The following is a 15,970-nucleotide window of genomic DNA, read 5'->3' on the forward strand; positions in this document are numbered from 1 at the left end:
TCAGGTCAGTAGTTCGACTTGATCTGAACGCAGGTCTTGGTCTCGGAGTTGTACATGCCGCAGCCAAGGGTCTGCCAATCGGCCTCAAGCACTGCCGATTCCGGCAGGAAGTCCGTCCAGGCGTCGCCAGCGACCGGTTCAGTCTGGCTGATGATGTCAAACTGGCCATCGGCGCGGATTTCGCCGATCAGGACGGGCTTGGTCAGGTGGTGGTTCGGCAGCATCTTGGCGGTGCCCCCGGTCAGGTTCGGCACTTCGATGCCATACATGGCGGTGCGAACAGCGTCGACATCAGTCGAGCCAGCAGCCTCAACAGCCTTGACCCACATATTGAAGCCGATGACATGGGCCTCCATCGGGTCGTTGGTCACGCGGTTTTCGCCAGCAAAAGCCTTCCACTTGGCGATGAATTCGGCGTTTGCGTCCGATTCAGCGGTCTGGAAGTAGTTCCAAGCGGCAAGGTGGCCGACGAGGTTCGAAGTATCGAGGCCCGAGAGTTCTTCTTCACCGACCGAGAAGGCAACGACCGGGATGTCATCTGCCGAAACGCCCGCGGCGGCCAGTTCTTTGTAGAAGCCGATGTTGGCATCGCCGTTGATGGTCGAAATCACGCCGACCTTCTTGCCGTCTGCGCCCAGCGCCACGACGTCAGCCACGATCTTGGACCAGTCGGAATGGCCAAAGGGGGTGTAGTTGACGAAGATGTCTTCCTTTGGAATGCCCTTCGAGATCAGGTAGCTTTCCAGAATGTTGTTCGTGGTGCGTGGATAGACATAGTCCGTGCCCAACAGAGCAAACTTCTGCACACCCAGTTCTTCCAGGAAGTAATCGGTTGCCGGGATCGCTTGCTGGTTCGGGGCAGCGCCCGTGTAGAACACGTTCTTCGAGCTTTCTTCGCCTTCATACTGAACCGGGTAGAACAGCAGGCCGTTCAGTTCTTCGATGACTGGCAAAACCGATTTGCGGCTGACCGAGGTCCAGCAGCCAAACATCACGTCGACATCCGACACGGTCAGCAATTCGCGGGCCTTTTCGGCGAAAAGTGGCCAGTCAGATGCCGGGTCGACAACGACCGCCTCAAGCTGCTTGCCCAGAAGGCCGCCCTTGGCGTTCTGCTCGGCGATCAGCATCAGCATGGTGTCTTTCAGCGTGGTTTCCGAAATCGCCATGGTGCCCGACAGCGAGTGCAGCACGCCCACCTTGATCGTGTCGCCTTCGGCTTGCGCCATGCCAGCTGACAGCGCCATAGCACCAGCCAGCATCATTCCCCTCAAACTTGTCATTTTCGTCCCTCTTTCGGGGCCACGGCAAGCATCAGACCTTTCGCAGATTGCTGCGAGTTCCTATGTTGACGTGGCAACTTCGGTTGCACCCCGTGCGGTGGGGGCGGACTTCCACATCTTGGCCCCTGCCGCACATCTCTGATCTTGGGCCGATCAACTCTCCGGCCGCAGGAGCCAGAAAAACGGCTGATCTGTTTTGCGGCAATCCTTTGGCCGAACGCGACGTGACCTTAGGGTCAAACCGCATCGATTTCCGCGCAAAATGAATGCATATGCCCAAGATTCAGGCATTTCGTGAGCCGCAAGGCGAGAATCAGTTTCAATTTTGATCAAAATTCAAACGAAACGGGTGGCCGAAGATCGCCCGGCCACCCGCAAAAAGAAACTCGACGATGACGTCAGTCTTGCAGAACCAGACCGCCTTCGCGTTCCAGAAAACCGACGATTTCCGCGATACCCTTGGCGTGGCGCAGTTGCGCCAGAACGTAGGGTTTCTTGCCCCGAGCGGCTTGCGTATCTTGTTCCAGCAGAACCGGATCAACGCCGACATAGGGTGCAAGATCGGTCTTGTTCACAACCAAAAGGTCCGATCGCGTAACGCCCGGGCCTTTCTTGCGCGGTATGTCCTGACCTGCAGCGGTGTCGATTACATAGATGGTGATGTCGGCCAGTTCCGGACTATAGGTTGCAGCAAGATTATCGCCGCCGGATTCGATCAGGATCAGGTCCAGATCAGGATGTTCTCGACGCAGATCTGCGACGGCGGCAAGATTTATGCTGGCATCTTCGCGGATCGCCGTATGCGGGCAGCCTCCGGTTTCAACGCCGCGAATACGGTCGGCCGGAAGCACCTGTGCGCGCATCAGATAGTCGGCATCTTCGCGTGTGTAGATATCGTTGGTGATTACCGCCATCGAACAGCGAGAAGCCAAGGCGCGGGCCAGTTGCTCGGTCAGTGTCGTCTTGCCTGCCCCGACCGGGCCACCTATGCCAACGCGCAGAGGGCCATTTGCACTCATGTTCTAAAGATCCTTACGTCCATTGTTTCATGGGCCAGCGCCGACATATCGGCGCCGAGCGCCGCAGAGCCAAGATCGTCTAATTCAGCCATTGTCGCGTCCCGCGCCACCTTTACGACCTGCGGATGCAGTTGCGAAAGAACTGTCTGCCCGGCCTCTTGCCCCAGCGGCATGAAGCGCATCGCAACCGAAACAAGGTTCGCGACAAAGGCATGAAGGTAAAGTTCGACCACCTGAACAGGTTCAAGCGTCAGGGCCGACACCGCCTCGCCGACAGCAACGGGCAGACAACGGGCAGGCAAGGCTCGCCCTGTCACGGCGGTAACTGTTCGGGCAAAGGCGGTGCCTTGGTCAAGTGTTTCGGAAAGCCGTTCAGAACTGATCTGCAAGGCCCGCGTCAGGGCATCCAAGGCAGCGTGGTCGGCACCGGGTTTCAAGGCTTGGGCCAAAAGGATGGCGTCTTGCCGCCCAGCGCCAAAATCCAGAATATCGCTCAGCCAGGTTCGCAGGTCTTCCGGCTGGCGGATCTCGCCCGCATCTATCGCCGCCTCCATGCCATGTGAATAGGCAAAGCCCCCGGTTGGAAACGCCGGCGACAACCATTGCACAAGGGTCAGCAGGTCTTGGCTCATGCCAAAGCTTCGTCACTGTCCTCTGCATCGCCAGAGCCATGCGAGGAATGATGGTGCACATGGAAATGACCATGGCCATTGCTGTGCTCATGGCTGTGACTGGGTCCGTGGCTATGGCCATGCGCCTTGCCGTCATGATGGTGGTGTTCGCCGTGGTCATGGCCCATTGGCCGCCCAAGTCCGTAGGCTCCCAATTCGGGCGTGAAGGGTTCGCACCCCTCTATGACTGTTGCACCAAGACGTTCCAACATGGCTTTCAGCACATGATCCCGGCGGATCACCAAACGGTCGCTTTCGATCTGACACGGGGTATGGCGATTGCCGATATGCCATGCCAGCCGCGCCAGTTCTGAACCAGCAACACTCAGAATGTCTTCCTCGGCGGCCACCACCTGAATGGCGCGGCCATCGGCGAGCCGAAAGCCCCAATGCATGTCAAGGTTCGTGACCTCTGGCAGATCGACCAGAAACCCTTCGTCATGCACGGTGATCAGCCGCTTGCGCCGGACCAGTCGTTCTTCATAGGTCAGAACCACAATATCATAGCAGTCAGCGGGGGCATCACTCAGCAACGCGGTTGCGGGAGGTAGGTCTTTCGTCATCTTCGACTCATTCTTTGAATAGATCGGCAAAAAGCCATCGGGCCAGAGTGTCTCGCCGAAGCCCCATGGCCGCAAGTGCGCCGTCAGACAGGGCGTAGAGATGGGCGAACTGCGTTTCACGAGAGCGGCGGATCGCGTAGGCATTCATACCCCCCGCCTCTGTCGCAAAAAACAGATCTAGGGCATGCGCTGCTTTCGGGCAAAGCGGCGAATTTGCGGGTCTTTGCATCGTCGAAGCCTCCAGCGAATAGCTTGGCTCCTCCCGCTGCAAAGAATACGCCGAAATTATCCTTTTCCAGCATGAAACCTGCATGAATTTTTGATGTGACTCTCTCGACAGCCTGTTTGCTGCCGCTAATGCAAACGGATGCTTAAGGTCTGTGCGCCACGCTGATCGTGACCAGCCTCTGAAGGAAACCTTGCCTTGCCCAAAGACAAACTCGTTGAAGAATTGATTGCGCTGAGACGCCAGATCGCCCTTTTGAAATCGCGTGCCGCTGAAATCGAGATCGCGTTGAAGACCGTCCCCCAGCATAACCGGAACCCGCGCCCCGGTTGGCCGATCCGCTGCAGCGGCCCTATGCAACTGCATTCTCAAGCGTCCTGAAACTGCACATCAATATAGGAAATAGCGTTGCGCCAGTGGCAATTCACTGGCGGGCTCACAGGTCAAAAGAACACCATCGGCACGCACTTCATAGGTTTCGGGATCGACCTCGATCGAGGGGGTCGCATCATTCAGGATCATATCCCGCTTGCCGATGCCGCGTGTGCCTTCAACAGCCAAAGTCGATTTGGCAAGGCCAAGCCGGGCGGCAATATCATCGTCCTGCGCGGCGCGGCTGACAAAGGTCACGGCATTGCGCTCGACGCTGCGGCCATAGGCCCCGAACATCGGGCGGGTATGCACGGGTTGCGGCGTCGGAATGCTGGCATTGGGATCACCCATCTGAGCCACGACAATACAGCCGCCAATCAACACCATCTCGGGCTTGGCCCCGAAAAACGCTGGCGACCACAGGACCAGATCGGCGCGCTTGCCTTCGGCTATGCTGCCGACATGCTGGGAAATGCCATGCACGATGGCCGGGTTGATCGTGTATTTGGCGATGTAGCGACGGACGCGCAGGTTGTCGTTATCGCCCTGCTCTCCCTCCAGCCGCCCGCGCTGCACCTTCATCTTATGCGCGGTCTGCCAAGTTCGGGTAATCACCTCACCCACACGTCCCATTGCCTGACTGTCAGAGGACAGGACCGAGAACGCTCCCAAATCATGCAGAATATCTTCGGCCGCAATCGTTTCGCGGCGGATGCGGCTTTCGGCAAAGGCCACATCCTCGGGCACCTTGCGGTCAAGGTGGTGGCAGACCATCAGCATGTCGAGGTGTTCCTCGATAGTGTTGACGGTGTAGGGCATGGTCGGGTTTGTCGAAGACGGCAGAATATTCTGGCTGGCCACGACCTTGATGATATCGGGCGCATGGCCACCCCCTGCCCCTTCGGTATGGAAGGCATGGATGGTGCGGCCCGCGATGGCCCTCAGCGTGTTCTCGACAAAGCCGCTTTCGTTCAGCGTGTCGGTATGGATCATCACCTGCACGTCCATCTGGTCTGCGACCGTCAGACAGCTATCAATCGCACCCGGCGTGGTGCCCCAGTCTTCGTGCAGTTTCAGGCACGATGCCCCTGCGCGGACCTGCTCTTCCAGCGCCGCAGGCAGGGATGCGTTGCCCTTGCCCGCAAAGGCAAGGTTCATCGGAAAGGCATCTGCCGCTTGAAGCATCCGCGCCAGATGCCAAGGCCCCGGCGTACAGGTGGTGGCGAGTGTGCCATGCGCCGGCCCGGTGCCACCACCCAGCATTGTCGTCAGCCCAGAATGCAAGGCATCGTCGATCTGCTGGGGGCAGATAAAGTGGATATGCGCGTCCATCCCGCCGGCGGTCAGGATCTTGCCCTCACCCGCGATGATTTCGGTTCCCGGCCCGACAATCACATCGACGCCCGGTTGGGTGTCGGGGTTACCCGCCTTGCCGATCTTGGCAATTCGCCCGTCACGCAGGCCGACATCGGCCTTGTAGATGCCGGAATGATCAACGATCAGCGCATTGGTGATGACCGTATCCATCGCTCCCTGTGCCCGGGTGATCTGGCTTTGCCCCATGCCATCCCGAATGACCTTGCCGCCGCCAAATTTCACCTCGTCGCCCCAGACCGGGCCGTTGGCCCCTGGCGTCCCGCGCCCAGCCCGCTCGGCAATCAGGTCACGCTCAACTTCGATAATAAGATCGGTATCGCCCAGTCGCAGGCGATCGCCCACGGTTGGGCCATACATGTCGGCGTAAGCGGCGCGAGAAAGGGAATAGGCCATCAAAAAGCTCCTCAGGGTCGGCGTAAGGGGCGTCAGCCCTATTTGCGAGGGGGTTTCGTCGCCGCGCGCGACAGGCGGGTGACATTTGAACGGGTACGCCGGGCGATCGGCGTCAATGCGGCCTCTGCCACCTGTGCCGGGCGTTTGCCAGACATGGCTGCGTGCGAGGCAGCCATGCCACTTTCACAGGCGGCTTCGAGCTTTTCCTTTACCATCCGGTGATTTTCGGAAGGCGTGACCGTCCACATTCCTGCCATTGCCATCAGCCGAAGCCCGACGACCATCTGCGCCTCATGCAGCATCATTGCAGTGCGGATGGACAGGTGGATCGCTTCGGCAGGGCTAAAGAAGGGGGACATGCTGGGGCTCCTGAAAAGAAGATAGAGACATATTGGGCAATAATGGCAGCGACTGATTGTTCCGATCAGCAAGCCATTGCCCGGCCGCTGAATTCGCTTACAAAGCCCCCATCACCTGCTGGTTAAAACCGAATACGTGCCTTAGGCCCGAGAGGGGGACCAGCCGGACTTCGCGGCTTTGACCCGGCTCGAACCGCACGGCTGTGCCAGCTGGAATGTCCAAGCGTTTGCCCATCGCTGCCTCCCGGTCAAACCGCAAACCGGAATTGGTTTCGGCAAAATGATAGTGGCTGCCGACCTGAACGGGACGGTCCCCAGTATTGGCAACCATCAGCACCGTTATAGGTGCCCCTGAATTCAGGATCACTTCTCCATTGGCGGGGAATACTTCGCCGGGGATCATTTGCGCCCCCAGAACCGAGACGCTGCCCAGCCCACAGCCACACCGGCCAGCACAAGCAGAACCCAAGTGCCTTCGATGCCATGCGGGTGATGATGAAGCCCGGTATCCGCCGCTGCCGGAGCCGCCGCCAAAAGCCCCGTAAGACCAAGGGTAAGTTTCTGCATTGTCTGCTCCTATCGAATGGGGTGATGGACGGTCACCAGCTTGGTGCCATCGGGAAACGTCGCTTCGACCTGAACCGAGTGGATCATCTCTGCGATCCCGGCCATGCAATGTTCTCGCCGGATGACATTGGCCCCTGCCTCCATCAGATCAGCGACACTGCGGCCGTCACGGGCGCCTTCGACGACAAAGTCGGTGATCAGCGCAATCGCCTCGGGATGGTTCAGCTTCACCCCCCGCTCAAGCCGATTGCGCGCGACCATCGCGGCAAGGCTGACCAGCAGCTTGTCCTTTTCGCGTGGCGTAAGGTTCATAGTGGCTCCTTTAAATTTGCCAGACCCGCGGCAATGGTCGTCCCTGCCGCAAGACATCAAGACAACGGGCAACTTGGCGGCGCAAATACCAGCCTTCCGCGGCATGAACGCGGACCATCAGCCGCCCGTCGACTGCGCTTGCCCCTGCGGTCGTGTTGGGTTCATCCAAGACCCGACGAAGCGGTTCCAAAAGGTCTTTCGCGTTCTTGGTCACCAGACACAAAGAGGCAAAGGCCCGTATCCCGGCAAGACCCGCGCCCCCTGTCGTCAAGGATTTGTCATTCAGTTTCAAGGGCTCAACCCAAATCGGCTGGCCGTGCTGGCTGATCTGCCGCCAGTCGCGCAACTGAACCCGCGAAACGGTTTCCCCCATCGCGTGACGCCCCAAGACGACCATTTCGGAAATCAGGCAACCTGCCCCTTCTCCCAAGCGGATGTAAGTGCAGCGATCCAACGCAGACCCGTCAAACAGAATGGTCTCCTGTGGAAGCCATTCCAAAAATCCGCCATCGCCCACCGACAAATCAACACGAACACGCGCCGCCCCAGAACCAGCACGATAAGCCCGTTCAGCCGTTTGCGTGGTGGCAACCGATCGAACACCTGCGCCAAGATCGACGGAATAGGACAGCGCGTCCCCCCCGGTCAGACCACCTGATGTGTTCAGAAAGACAACCTCAGGAAGGCCGGACACATGAGGCAGGATGACCTTGGCGCTGCCTTCCTGACGCAATCCCAACAGCCGCGTGACGCCAGCATCAAGGCCAAGCGCGACCTGCGCGTTGCCCCGGCTGCGCTGCATCATTTGGATTCCCGCTGCGGCGTTCATTGCTGTCCCTGCTGATTTCAGGGAAGCATCGTCAGCCCATGCTGCGGCCTCAACGCTGACCCGGCACTGACAGAGGCTGAAAGCCCAAGAATTGAGCCTGCCGCACAAAATGCAGACGCATTCGCCTTAATTTTACGCAGTCAGAAAAGCCCGGCCCTCAATAGGCGCCACGCGCTGTGAACACCGCCCCGAAGGTCCGCCAGATCAGCTTTGCATCTGTCACAACACCCGAGGTCCGAAGATAGGCGATATCAAGCTCTACCATCTGGTCGAAACCAATATCCGCCCGACCAGAGACCTGCCAAAGCCCTGTCAGACCCGGCAAACCATTCAGTCGCTCCAAGGCACGCGGCGAATATTGCGCCACCTCTTCCGGCAATGCAGGGCGCGGCCCTACAAGGCTCATATCCCCGCAGAACACGTTCCAAAGTTGCGGAAGTTCATCCAGCGAGGTGCGCCGAAGAAACCGCCCAATCGGCGTCACGCGCGGATCATGCCGATGCTTGAAACATACCCCCATGCGCTCGGAAGTTTTCAGCAAAGCCGCGCGGCGCTCTTCGGCATCGGGGTACATGCTGCGAAATTTGACCATCCGAAACCGACGGCCGTTTTCGCCAACGCGCTCTTGAACAAAAAAGACAGGGCCTTTTGAGATAAGTTTGATCGCCACCGCCAGCAGGATCACGGTTGGCAAAAGCACCGGAAGGCTAAGAGAAATCAGCAAGAGATCAAAGATGCGCTTACATCCGCGTGACGCACAGAACGGCGGCGCAACCCGAACCACTGAAACCGCAGACATCGCACCCAAACCCCGACACCAAAGAATGGACTCACCCCAGACCATCGGAGGGCTAAATACACGAAGCGAAATGACAGGATAGGGGGGAAATGGATCTGCAATTTCCCCAAAACTCAAGGACGAAGGCTTCTTTTGGCCTTCAACTCGACCCGTGGCCCCCGCCGATGAGACGCTATTTATTCTCGGCAGCGGCGTTTATGGCTGCACTGATCCTGTCGCGCACGATCTTTGGCCAAGGCACTGGCAAATAAGCCCCGGTCTCGCCAGAAACGAATACAAGGATTTTGCGGACCGACACGCGCACATCGCCATCACATATGGCCGTAAGAAACAGCTCCAACGAGGTCTCACCAAATCGCCCCGCTCTCACTTGCCACTCAAGCACCTCGCCCAAACGACTTGGTTTTTTGAAATCGGCCTCAAGCCTTGCAGTCGGCACCCCGGAAAAAGCCTTCATCATCTCCGCATAGGAATAACCCGCAACCTCACGAAAAAAGTTCTCGGCAACTGAATTCGTCATCTCAAAGTAACGAGGGTAGAAGACGATACCCGCCGGATCACAATGATTGAATTCGATGCGAACTGGATGACGATAGATCACAGCAGACCCTTTCCTAGCTGGATCTGATCTAGATCTCACCGCCCGAGATGGCAATCGCCTGTCCGTTCACCCCTTCGGACCCTGCCCCGCACAGCCAAAGCGCTGCCGCCGCAACTTCCTTGGGCGGAATCAGCCGCCCTTGCGGGTTCTGTCCCGCCAGATCGGGTCGCGCGCTATGGTCAACCTGCGCTGAATTTTCCTCCTGCGCGACTGACCGCTCTGTGTCTAGAAAGCCGGGGCAAAGCGCATTGACCGTGACTGGTTGGCGGGCTACTTCCAGCGCCAAGGCCTTTACCAAGCCAACAACGCCATGTTTTGCCGCCACATAGGGGGCCACATGCGGATAGCCCTTGATCCCGGCGGTTGAAGATATCGCGATCAGGCGCCCCCATCCCGGCATTTGTCTTAACCCTTCGCGCATGGTCAGGAAAACGCCCGTCAGGTTCACGCCAATCATCTGGTTCCAATCGTCAATCCCGGTTTGCAGAAACGGACGGCTGACGGCCGCGCCTGCATTGGCAATCACGATGTCACAATGCCCAGCCTTGCGGAAAAGATCGGCGACCGAGGCTTCGTCCGTCACATCTGCCACAATGGCCTGTATGCTGGAATGTGTCTTTTCAACCGTCCGCAGGGCTGCCAAACCGCGCCCCGCAATCACCACCGAGGCACCCTCTTCCGCGAAACGCTTGGCCAGTTCCGCTCCAAGGCCCGAGCCTCCGCCGGTCACCAAGACACGCTTACCGCGCAGGCTCATCCTCGCTCCCCTCCCAAAGAACAGGCGACCCGTTCGCCGCCACTATGGTCAGCCTTCCGTGGCCACGCAAGTCCGACACAGTCGACAGTCCACACTATTTCCAAGGGCTCATGACATAGCTGCCGATCCTGCACTTGCGTTGTGGACAAAAGGCATGAAAGAACAGAGGCAACGCAAAAAGATGGACCCGAAAATGCAGGGCAACGCCTATTTCCTTTATCATTCCATCGGCATGTATCCGGGCAAAGCTCGCGACCTTGCTGCTGCCATGGCGGACTTCTCGGTTCTTTGGGGTACGGCAGATGATGCGCAATGGGGCGGTGTCCTGCCACTTCGGCAGCGGTTCATCGACCGTTGGCGGGCGATCCTGAACGCGGCCCCCGGAACAGTCACCACCTGCGAAAGCGTGACCCAAGGCTTTCACACGCTGCTGACCGCCCTGCCCAAGGCGCATCTTGCGGGAAAAACCATTCTTGTGGGTGCCGACTGCTTTCCCTCTAACCACTTCCTGCTTCAGCGCATGGCCGAACATCATGGCTTTACGCTGAAGACGGTTCCCTTCCGGCAGGGCGCAAGTTTCGTCGAAGACGAAGACTTTCTCGAGGCCTGGACACCGGATGTGGGCCTCGCCCTGCTGACATGGGTATCTTCCACCACCTCGCACCGGATTGACCTTGCGAGAATGGTGGCACATGGACGCCGCATCGGCAGTCTGATTGGCACCGATATCACCCAAGGCGCCGGGCTCTTGCCCTATGACGTTCACGCGCCCGAGGTCGATTTCACCATTTCCACCTCGCTCAAATGGATGTGCGGCACACCGGGGGCCGGGGTTCTTTATGTCTCGCCGCGCCTGATCCCGCATTGCGAACCGGAACTCGCGGGCTGGTTCAGCCAGTCGAACCCCTTCAACTGGGACATCAGCGCCTTCGCCTATGCGCCCGATATCCGGCGCTTTGACAATGGCACACCGGGATGCATGGCAGCACTGGCCTCGCTGCCCGCGCTGGACTGGCATGCGAAACAAGACCACGGCGGCATACTTGCCCACAACCGCAGCCTGACCCTGAAACTGATCGAAATGGCAGACCGGCTGCATTTGCCGTTGCTAACCCCGCGCCAACCGCAAAAAAGGGGCGGGTCTATCATGGTCCGTCTGCCGAACAGCCATCCCGCGCCCAACCTGATCTCCAGACTGCGAAGCGACGGGATCAGCGCCGATGCACGCGGTCAGACCCTGCGCCTTTCGCCGGGAATAATGACCACGATGGACGGGGTAACGCGGCTTGAAACCTGCCTTACGTCCGCGCTTCGGTCCTAGGGCTTAACAAAGCTGCGGATCGTATCCAGCGCCCCGTCCAGCGCCTTTCCTTGTTCATCCTGCAGCGCAGCCTCACGCAGGCGGCGTGCCCAATCAGCGGCATCCTCGCACTGTTCAACCAGTGCAATACCCGCCATCACGCGGTCAAACTTCGATTGCCCGCGTGCATGGGTGTCGGAATATCCCTTGATCAGACGGCGACAGCGTAAAATTTCCACGGCAAGGGCAGGATCACGGGACAGAACAGCCTCTACCCGTAGAAGCCAAGCCTCAAGATGGGCAACTTCCATCCTGTGGCGCAGGGTCTTCAAGCGCCAGCCCCGCAGCCCACCGACCAGATACAAGAGGCCGAAACCGATCAGTCCGTCGCTTCTGATCCGACGCCCCTTGCAGAACCAGCGGTCGATGCGGCCCATCGCTTTCACCGACCCTTCTAGGCGGGCGCCCCACCCAGCGGGAAAAAGGCCAACGATCTCTTCGGCGCGCGGGTGCAGGAATTCCGTTACCTGCATCAAGCGTCCATCCTTCGCGCCCATCTCGGCGCCGATCCGGTCAAACCGCCGACCACGGGTCTTCAGATCGGCCACCCGGATCACATCATCATAGGCCATGGCATTGGCGATGTATTTCGCGGCCTCTCGCGTAAAGTCAAAAGGGGCTGCGTCCTTGGCGGAGAGGGCCTCAACCCGATCCAGATAGCTCGAAGCGTAATCAAGCCCTTGAAACTCGGCCAGCTTTTGCAGACCTGCCCTTGCCATCGCGGGGGCATCTCCCGGCAAGGCATCGGCACGGGCGCACAAGCCTTCCCACAGCGCAATCTGCCTTTTCGGGCCTGTAATCGCGGTTTTTTCGGCCAGAGTCACATCCTTCGGCTCTGGCGCCTTTTCCCCCTCGACGGCTGCTGCGGCCCCTGCCGCAAACGCCCGCAACGACGCCTCAACGCCTGTTCCGCCTGCACGAATGGCGTTTTCAAAGGCCGCGACCGGAAAGGGCAAGGCCCCCGAAGCGGCAAGCGCCCCAAAGAGACTGGCTGAGATCACAGACCCTGCCTTGACCGCCACCTGATCGAAATCGGCCATGATCAACCGCAGTGCGGCCAGTTCGGCTGCGGCCTGCACCTCTGCCGGATTGGCAATACCATCGCCCGGCACCATCTTTTCACTGACGGCCAAGGCCCGATGGGTCGAGGCGATCAACGTCGTGCGATCTGGCGTGACAAACCCACGAATGATCGCACGCCCCGCCTCCATCCATTCTGCCGCAATCAGGATATCAACATCCCCGGCGGCGGGCATCAGCGAGAACACCGGCTGGCGCTCGCCTGAGGGGCACATCTCGATGTAATAGACGGTGGCCCCGGTGCGCTGCGCCACACCCGCGACCGAGGTCGCTTGGCAAGCATAGCCTTCAGCCCGCGCCAAAGCCTCGATCCAGCCGGTCAGCACGCCCCCGCCCTGCCCGCCAACAGCCAGAACCGCCAGTTTGATGATCCGGCCAAGTTCCGTGGTTGCAGGTTCAACGGCTGACAAAGGGGAAAGGGTCTCTTGCACCGTCATGCGCCGAACTCCAGCCTTCGGGCCGAGCGGCGACGTTGCAACCATCCGATGACCCGCGTTTTCACGCCCGCCCACCACAGTTCCAGCTTGCCGGGATTGTGCACCACATCCGCGCGGTAAAAGCTGGGGCAAAGGATGGCGGCATCTGCAACTTCACCGCAATTCCCGCATCCCACGCAGCTTTGGTCGATATGGGCGACCGGGTCATCCCGCAAGGGATCATCCAATCGTTTCAGAGACAGCGAAGGGCAACCAGAAAGCCGGATACAAGCATGGTCCCCCGTGCAGATTGCCTCATCCACGCCAAAACGCGGGGCTTCAACTCTGCGGCCCTCGCGGATGGCCTGTGCCCTCAGGGGGCGTTCGCGCCGCTGCTTGTTCAGCATGCATTCAGACGAGGCGATAATGACCTTTGGCCCCGGTTCTTTGGTCGTCAGCGCCTCGTGCAGCACCCTGAGCAGCTTTGGCACATCATAGGTGCGATCCACCTGACGGACCCAATTCACCCCAACCCCCTGCATCGCCTTGGCGATCGGGTGTCCTGTGCCCTTGGTCGCATTCTCGGCGCGGGACGACATCACATCCTGCCCGCCCGTTGCAGCGGTATAGAAATTATCCACCACCATGACCACGCCGTCAGACTTGTTGTAGACCATGTTCGTCATCGACGAGGACAGCCCCGAATGCCAGAACCCGCCATCCCCAATGATGCTGATCGGGCGTTTTTCACCACCGCCGTCAAAGGCCCCGTTCGCCGCAGGGCCAAGTCCAAAGCCCATCGTGGCCCCGCCAATTTCAAAGGGCGGAAGTGATCCGAACAGATGGCAGCCAATATCGGCGCTGATCTGATGTTTGCCCAAATCCTGCTGCACCAGCTTCATCGCGGCAAAGATCGGGCGTTCCGGACAGCCCGTGCAAAAGCCGGGGGGGCGGATCGGAACGGTCTTGGTCAGGTCCGGCAGCTTTGGCGCATCGGTATTCGGCGCACGGACGACAGCAGGCAGCATCTCTGGCGCGGACTTTTTCAGAAAGCCTTCCACCCCCGCCAGCATGACCGCACCGGTATATTCCCCAGCCATCGGGAAGACACCCTTGCCATGCAACCGCACAGTTGAACCCGCGCGATAAAGATAGGTGGCAAGGTTCTGCTCGATAAATTCCGGCTGACCTTCCTCGACCACCAGAATATCTGTCTTATCCTCGGCAAAGCACAGGAATTCCTTAGAAACCAATGGATAGGTCACGTTCAGGCAATAGATCGGCACCTGCGTCTCGCCATACAGATCGGCCAGACCAAGGCGCTGCAACGCCCGGATCACGCCATTGTACATGCCCCCCTGACAAACGATCCCGACCCGGCCACCGCTTCCAAACATCTCGTTCAGGCGGTGCTCCATGATGAACTTCTCGGCGGCAGGCCAACGGTTCTTCACCTTGTCCTGTTCATGCACATAAGACATCGGCGGCAGGACGACGCGGGCAAAATCGCTGCGCGGGTTGGACAGCGCTTCGCGCACCGTTTCCTTGGGTCGCTGATTATCGCGGCAGGTGAATTGCCCCGTCACATGACATGACCTGATCCGCAAAGTCAGCATCACCGGGGAATTCGACGCTTCGGACAACGCAAAGCCATCCCCCACCGCCTTTACCAGCGATGGCAGGTTTGGGCGTGGGTCCAAAAGCCAGAATTGCGATTTCATCGCAAAAGCGTGGCTGCGTTCCTGCATGATGGAACTGCCTTCGCCGTAATCCTCGCCCAGAACGATCAAGGCCCCGCCCGTCACACCCGAAGACGAAAGGTTGGCCAAGGCATCCGAGGCGACGTTGACGCCAACCGGCCCTTTGAACGTGACCGCCCCACGAATGGGGTAATGCACGCTGGCCGCCAGCATGGCGGCGGCGGCGGCCTCATTCGCATTCGCCTCGAACCGCACACCTAGTTCGCCCAGCAAGTCTTGGGCATCGGCCAGCACATCCATCAGGTGGCTAATCGGCGCGCCCTGATAGCCGCCCACATAGCCGACCCCGTTTTCCAACAGCGCCTTGGTGATGGCGAGGATCCCCTCTCCGGTGAACACCTCGCCCTCGCCCTTGCGCAGGTCCTCGACCTCGGCCTTGAAACTGCGCTCGGCCATGGCTCAGCCGCGCGGAACCAGCGCCAGCGCCCGGATGGGCGAGCCGGTGCCGTTCTTGATCTTCAATGGCGCGGCAATCAGGATCGCGCCTTTCGGCGGCAGCTTGTCCAGATTGGCAAGGCTGGCCAGCCCATAGCGGTTGTTCTTGTGCAAAAGGTTATGCGCCGGGAAAGGCGGGGTCATGCCTCCGGCCTGCCCTGCGTCGGTGCCAATGCACTGGCTGCCCCAGCCGACGATGCCCTTGGAAATCAGGTAGTCGATCACCTCGGCGGTCGGTCCCGGCGTATGCGGCCCGGTTTCATTGGCGTTCAGGAACAAAGCTTCGTCATGCACGCGCTTGTCCCAGTCCGACCGCAGAACAACCCATTCGCCTGCGCTAATTTCACCATGCTTGGCTTCCCAAGCCTTGACGTGGTCGATGGTCAGCAGAAAATCGGGATTTTCCCCGCATTCCTTTGAAAAATCAAGCACATTGACCGGGGCGACAAGGCGCTGCACCGGCAGGCTGTCGGTATATCCATCGGCATAATCCTTGCCGGTGATCCAATGGTGCGGTGCATCGAAATGCGTGCCGGAATGTTCGCCAAGCTCCAGCCAGTTCCACGCCCAGAACGGGCCATCCTGATCGTATTCGCTGATCCGGTGGATCTTGATCGGCGGCGTGTCGCGGGCAAAATCGGGCGGCAGTTTCAAAAGCGGCGTTTCCGGGCCTAGCACGCCCGAGCAATCCACCACTTCAACGCCCCCACCGGCCAGAAGGCCGGCAAGGTCCATCAACACCTTGCTTGCAGTCATATCCATCTCCCTGTTCGCCCCGGCTTTGCCGCCAG

The 15,970-nt window shown here is 59.5% G+C and carries 18 protein-coding genes; 1 reads left to right on the top strand and 17 read right to left on the bottom strand.

The window, feature by feature from the left end; translation table 11 throughout:
• Nucleotides 1-5 precede the first annotated feature (5 nt).
• The 14 genes from urtA to ACSBLW_RS05915 form a co-directional block, all read right to left on the bottom strand.
• Nucleotides 6-1,265, bottom strand: coding sequence for an urea ABC transporter substrate-binding protein (gene urtA / locus ACSBLW_RS05850; protein ID WP_435260052.1), 1,260 nt, complete (start codon nt 1,263-1,265; stop codon nt 6-8).
• Between the two features lie 416 nt (nt 1,266-1,681).
• Nucleotides 1,682-2,302 (bottom strand): urease accessory protein UreG, encoded by a 621-nt coding sequence (ureG, locus tag ACSBLW_RS05855; protein WP_435259293.1) that lies wholly within the window; start codon nt 2,300-2,302, stop codon nt 1,682-1,684.
• Entirely contained in the window at nt 2,299-2,934 is a 636-nt protein-coding gene (locus tag ACSBLW_RS05860; RefSeq protein WP_435259294.1) for an urease accessory protein UreF, read from the bottom strand. Before ACSBLW_RS05860 ends, ureG begins: the two co-directional genes overlap by 4 nt.
• Nucleotides 2,931-3,536: an urease accessory protein UreE gene (locus tag ACSBLW_RS05865; protein WP_435259295.1), complete on the bottom strand. Its 606-nt coding sequence runs from the start codon at nt 3,534-3,536 to the stop codon at nt 2,931-2,933. Before ACSBLW_RS05865 ends, ACSBLW_RS05860 begins: the two co-directional genes overlap by 4 nt.
• 7 nt (nt 3,537-3,543) lie before the next feature.
• Nucleotides 3,544-4,071: a hypothetical protein gene (locus ACSBLW_RS05870; RefSeq protein WP_435259296.1), complete on the bottom strand. Its 528-nt coding sequence runs from the start codon at nt 4,069-4,071 to the stop codon at nt 3,544-3,546.
• An 81-nt stretch (nt 4,072-4,152) separates the two neighbouring features.
• Nucleotides 4,153-5,904, bottom strand: a complete 1,752-nt coding sequence (gene ureC, locus ACSBLW_RS05875) for an urease subunit alpha (protein WP_435259297.1) — start codon at nt 5,902-5,904, stop codon at nt 4,153-4,155.
• Nucleotides 5,905-5,942: 38 nt separating this feature from the next.
• On the bottom strand, nt 5,943-6,263 hold the full coding sequence (locus ACSBLW_RS05880; RefSeq protein ID WP_435259298.1) for an antifreeze protein: 321 nt from the start codon (nt 6,261-6,263) through the stop codon (nt 5,943-5,945).
• Nucleotides 6,264-6,360: 97 nt separating this feature from the next.
• Nucleotides 6,361-6,666 (bottom strand): urease subunit beta, encoded by a 306-nt coding sequence (locus ACSBLW_RS05885; protein ID WP_435259299.1) that lies wholly within the window; start codon nt 6,664-6,666, stop codon nt 6,361-6,363.
• The gene (locus ACSBLW_RS05890) at nt 6,663-6,830 is read right to left on the bottom strand and encodes a hypothetical protein (RefSeq protein ID WP_435259300.1); all 168 of its coding nucleotides are present in this window, start codon (nt 6,828-6,830) and stop codon (nt 6,663-6,665) included. The genes ACSBLW_RS05885 and ACSBLW_RS05890 overlap by 4 nt, the downstream gene beginning before the upstream one ends.
• Nucleotides 6,831-6,839: 9 nt before the next feature.
• On the bottom strand, nt 6,840-7,142 hold the full coding sequence (locus tag ACSBLW_RS05895; RefSeq protein ID WP_435259301.1) for an urease subunit gamma: 303 nt from the start codon (nt 7,140-7,142) through the stop codon (nt 6,840-6,842).
• 10 nt (nt 7,143-7,152) lie between these two features.
• Nucleotides 7,153-7,971, bottom strand: a complete 819-nt coding sequence (locus ACSBLW_RS05900) for an urease accessory protein UreD (protein WP_435259302.1) — start codon at nt 7,969-7,971, stop codon at nt 7,153-7,155.
• 157 nt (nt 7,972-8,128) lie between these two features.
• Nucleotides 8,129-8,770: a sugar transferase gene (locus ACSBLW_RS05905; protein WP_435259303.1), complete on the bottom strand. Its 642-nt coding sequence runs from the start codon at nt 8,768-8,770 to the stop codon at nt 8,129-8,131.
• A gap of 172 nt (nt 8,771-8,942) precedes the next feature.
• Nucleotides 8,943-9,371 carry an acyl-CoA thioesterase gene (locus ACSBLW_RS05910; protein ID WP_435259304.1) on the bottom strand — a complete coding sequence of 143 codons (429 nt, stop codon included), beginning with the start codon at nt 9,369-9,371 and terminating at the stop codon, nt 8,943-8,945.
• 28 nt (nt 9,372-9,399) lie between these two features.
• Complete coding sequence (locus ACSBLW_RS05915) at nt 9,400-10,128, bottom strand: SDR family NAD(P)-dependent oxidoreductase (protein ID WP_435259305.1); 729 nt, start codon at nt 10,126-10,128, stop codon at nt 9,400-9,402.
• Nucleotides 10,129-10,282: 154 nt separating this feature from the next.
• Here ACSBLW_RS05915 and ACSBLW_RS05920 point away from each other — a divergent pair, with 154 nt between their 5' ends.
• Nucleotides 10,283-11,449 (top strand): aminotransferase class V-fold PLP-dependent enzyme, encoded by a 1,167-nt coding sequence (locus ACSBLW_RS05920; RefSeq protein WP_435259306.1) that lies wholly within the window; start codon nt 10,283-10,285, stop codon nt 11,447-11,449.
• Here the strand turns inward: ACSBLW_RS05920 and ACSBLW_RS05925 are convergent.
• The 3 genes from ACSBLW_RS05925 to ACSBLW_RS05935 are packed head-to-tail and all read right to left on the bottom strand — an operon-like array spanning nt 11,446 to nt 15,935.
• Nucleotides 11,446-13,005, bottom strand: a complete 1,560-nt coding sequence (locus ACSBLW_RS05925; RefSeq protein WP_435259307.1) for an indolepyruvate oxidoreductase subunit beta family protein — start codon at nt 13,003-13,005, stop codon at nt 11,446-11,448. The genes ACSBLW_RS05920 and ACSBLW_RS05925 overlap by 4 nt on opposite strands.
• Nucleotides 13,002-15,140: a thiamine pyrophosphate-dependent enzyme gene (locus ACSBLW_RS05930; RefSeq protein ID WP_435259308.1), complete on the bottom strand. Its 2,139-nt coding sequence runs from the start codon at nt 15,138-15,140 to the stop codon at nt 13,002-13,004. The genes ACSBLW_RS05925 and ACSBLW_RS05930 overlap by 4 nt, the downstream gene beginning before the upstream one ends.
• A 3-nt stretch (nt 15,141-15,143) precedes the next feature.
• The gene (locus ACSBLW_RS05935) at nt 15,144-15,935 is read right to left on the bottom strand and encodes a cyclase family protein (RefSeq protein ID WP_435259309.1); all 792 of its coding nucleotides are present in this window, start codon (nt 15,933-15,935) and stop codon (nt 15,144-15,146) included.
• Nucleotides 15,936-15,970: the final 35 nt, after the last annotated feature.

Origin of the sequence: Thioclava sp. FR2 (assembly GCF_051200875.1) — a bacterium.
Lineage (GTDB): Bacteria > Pseudomonadota > Alphaproteobacteria > Rhodobacterales > Rhodobacteraceae > Pseudotabrizicola.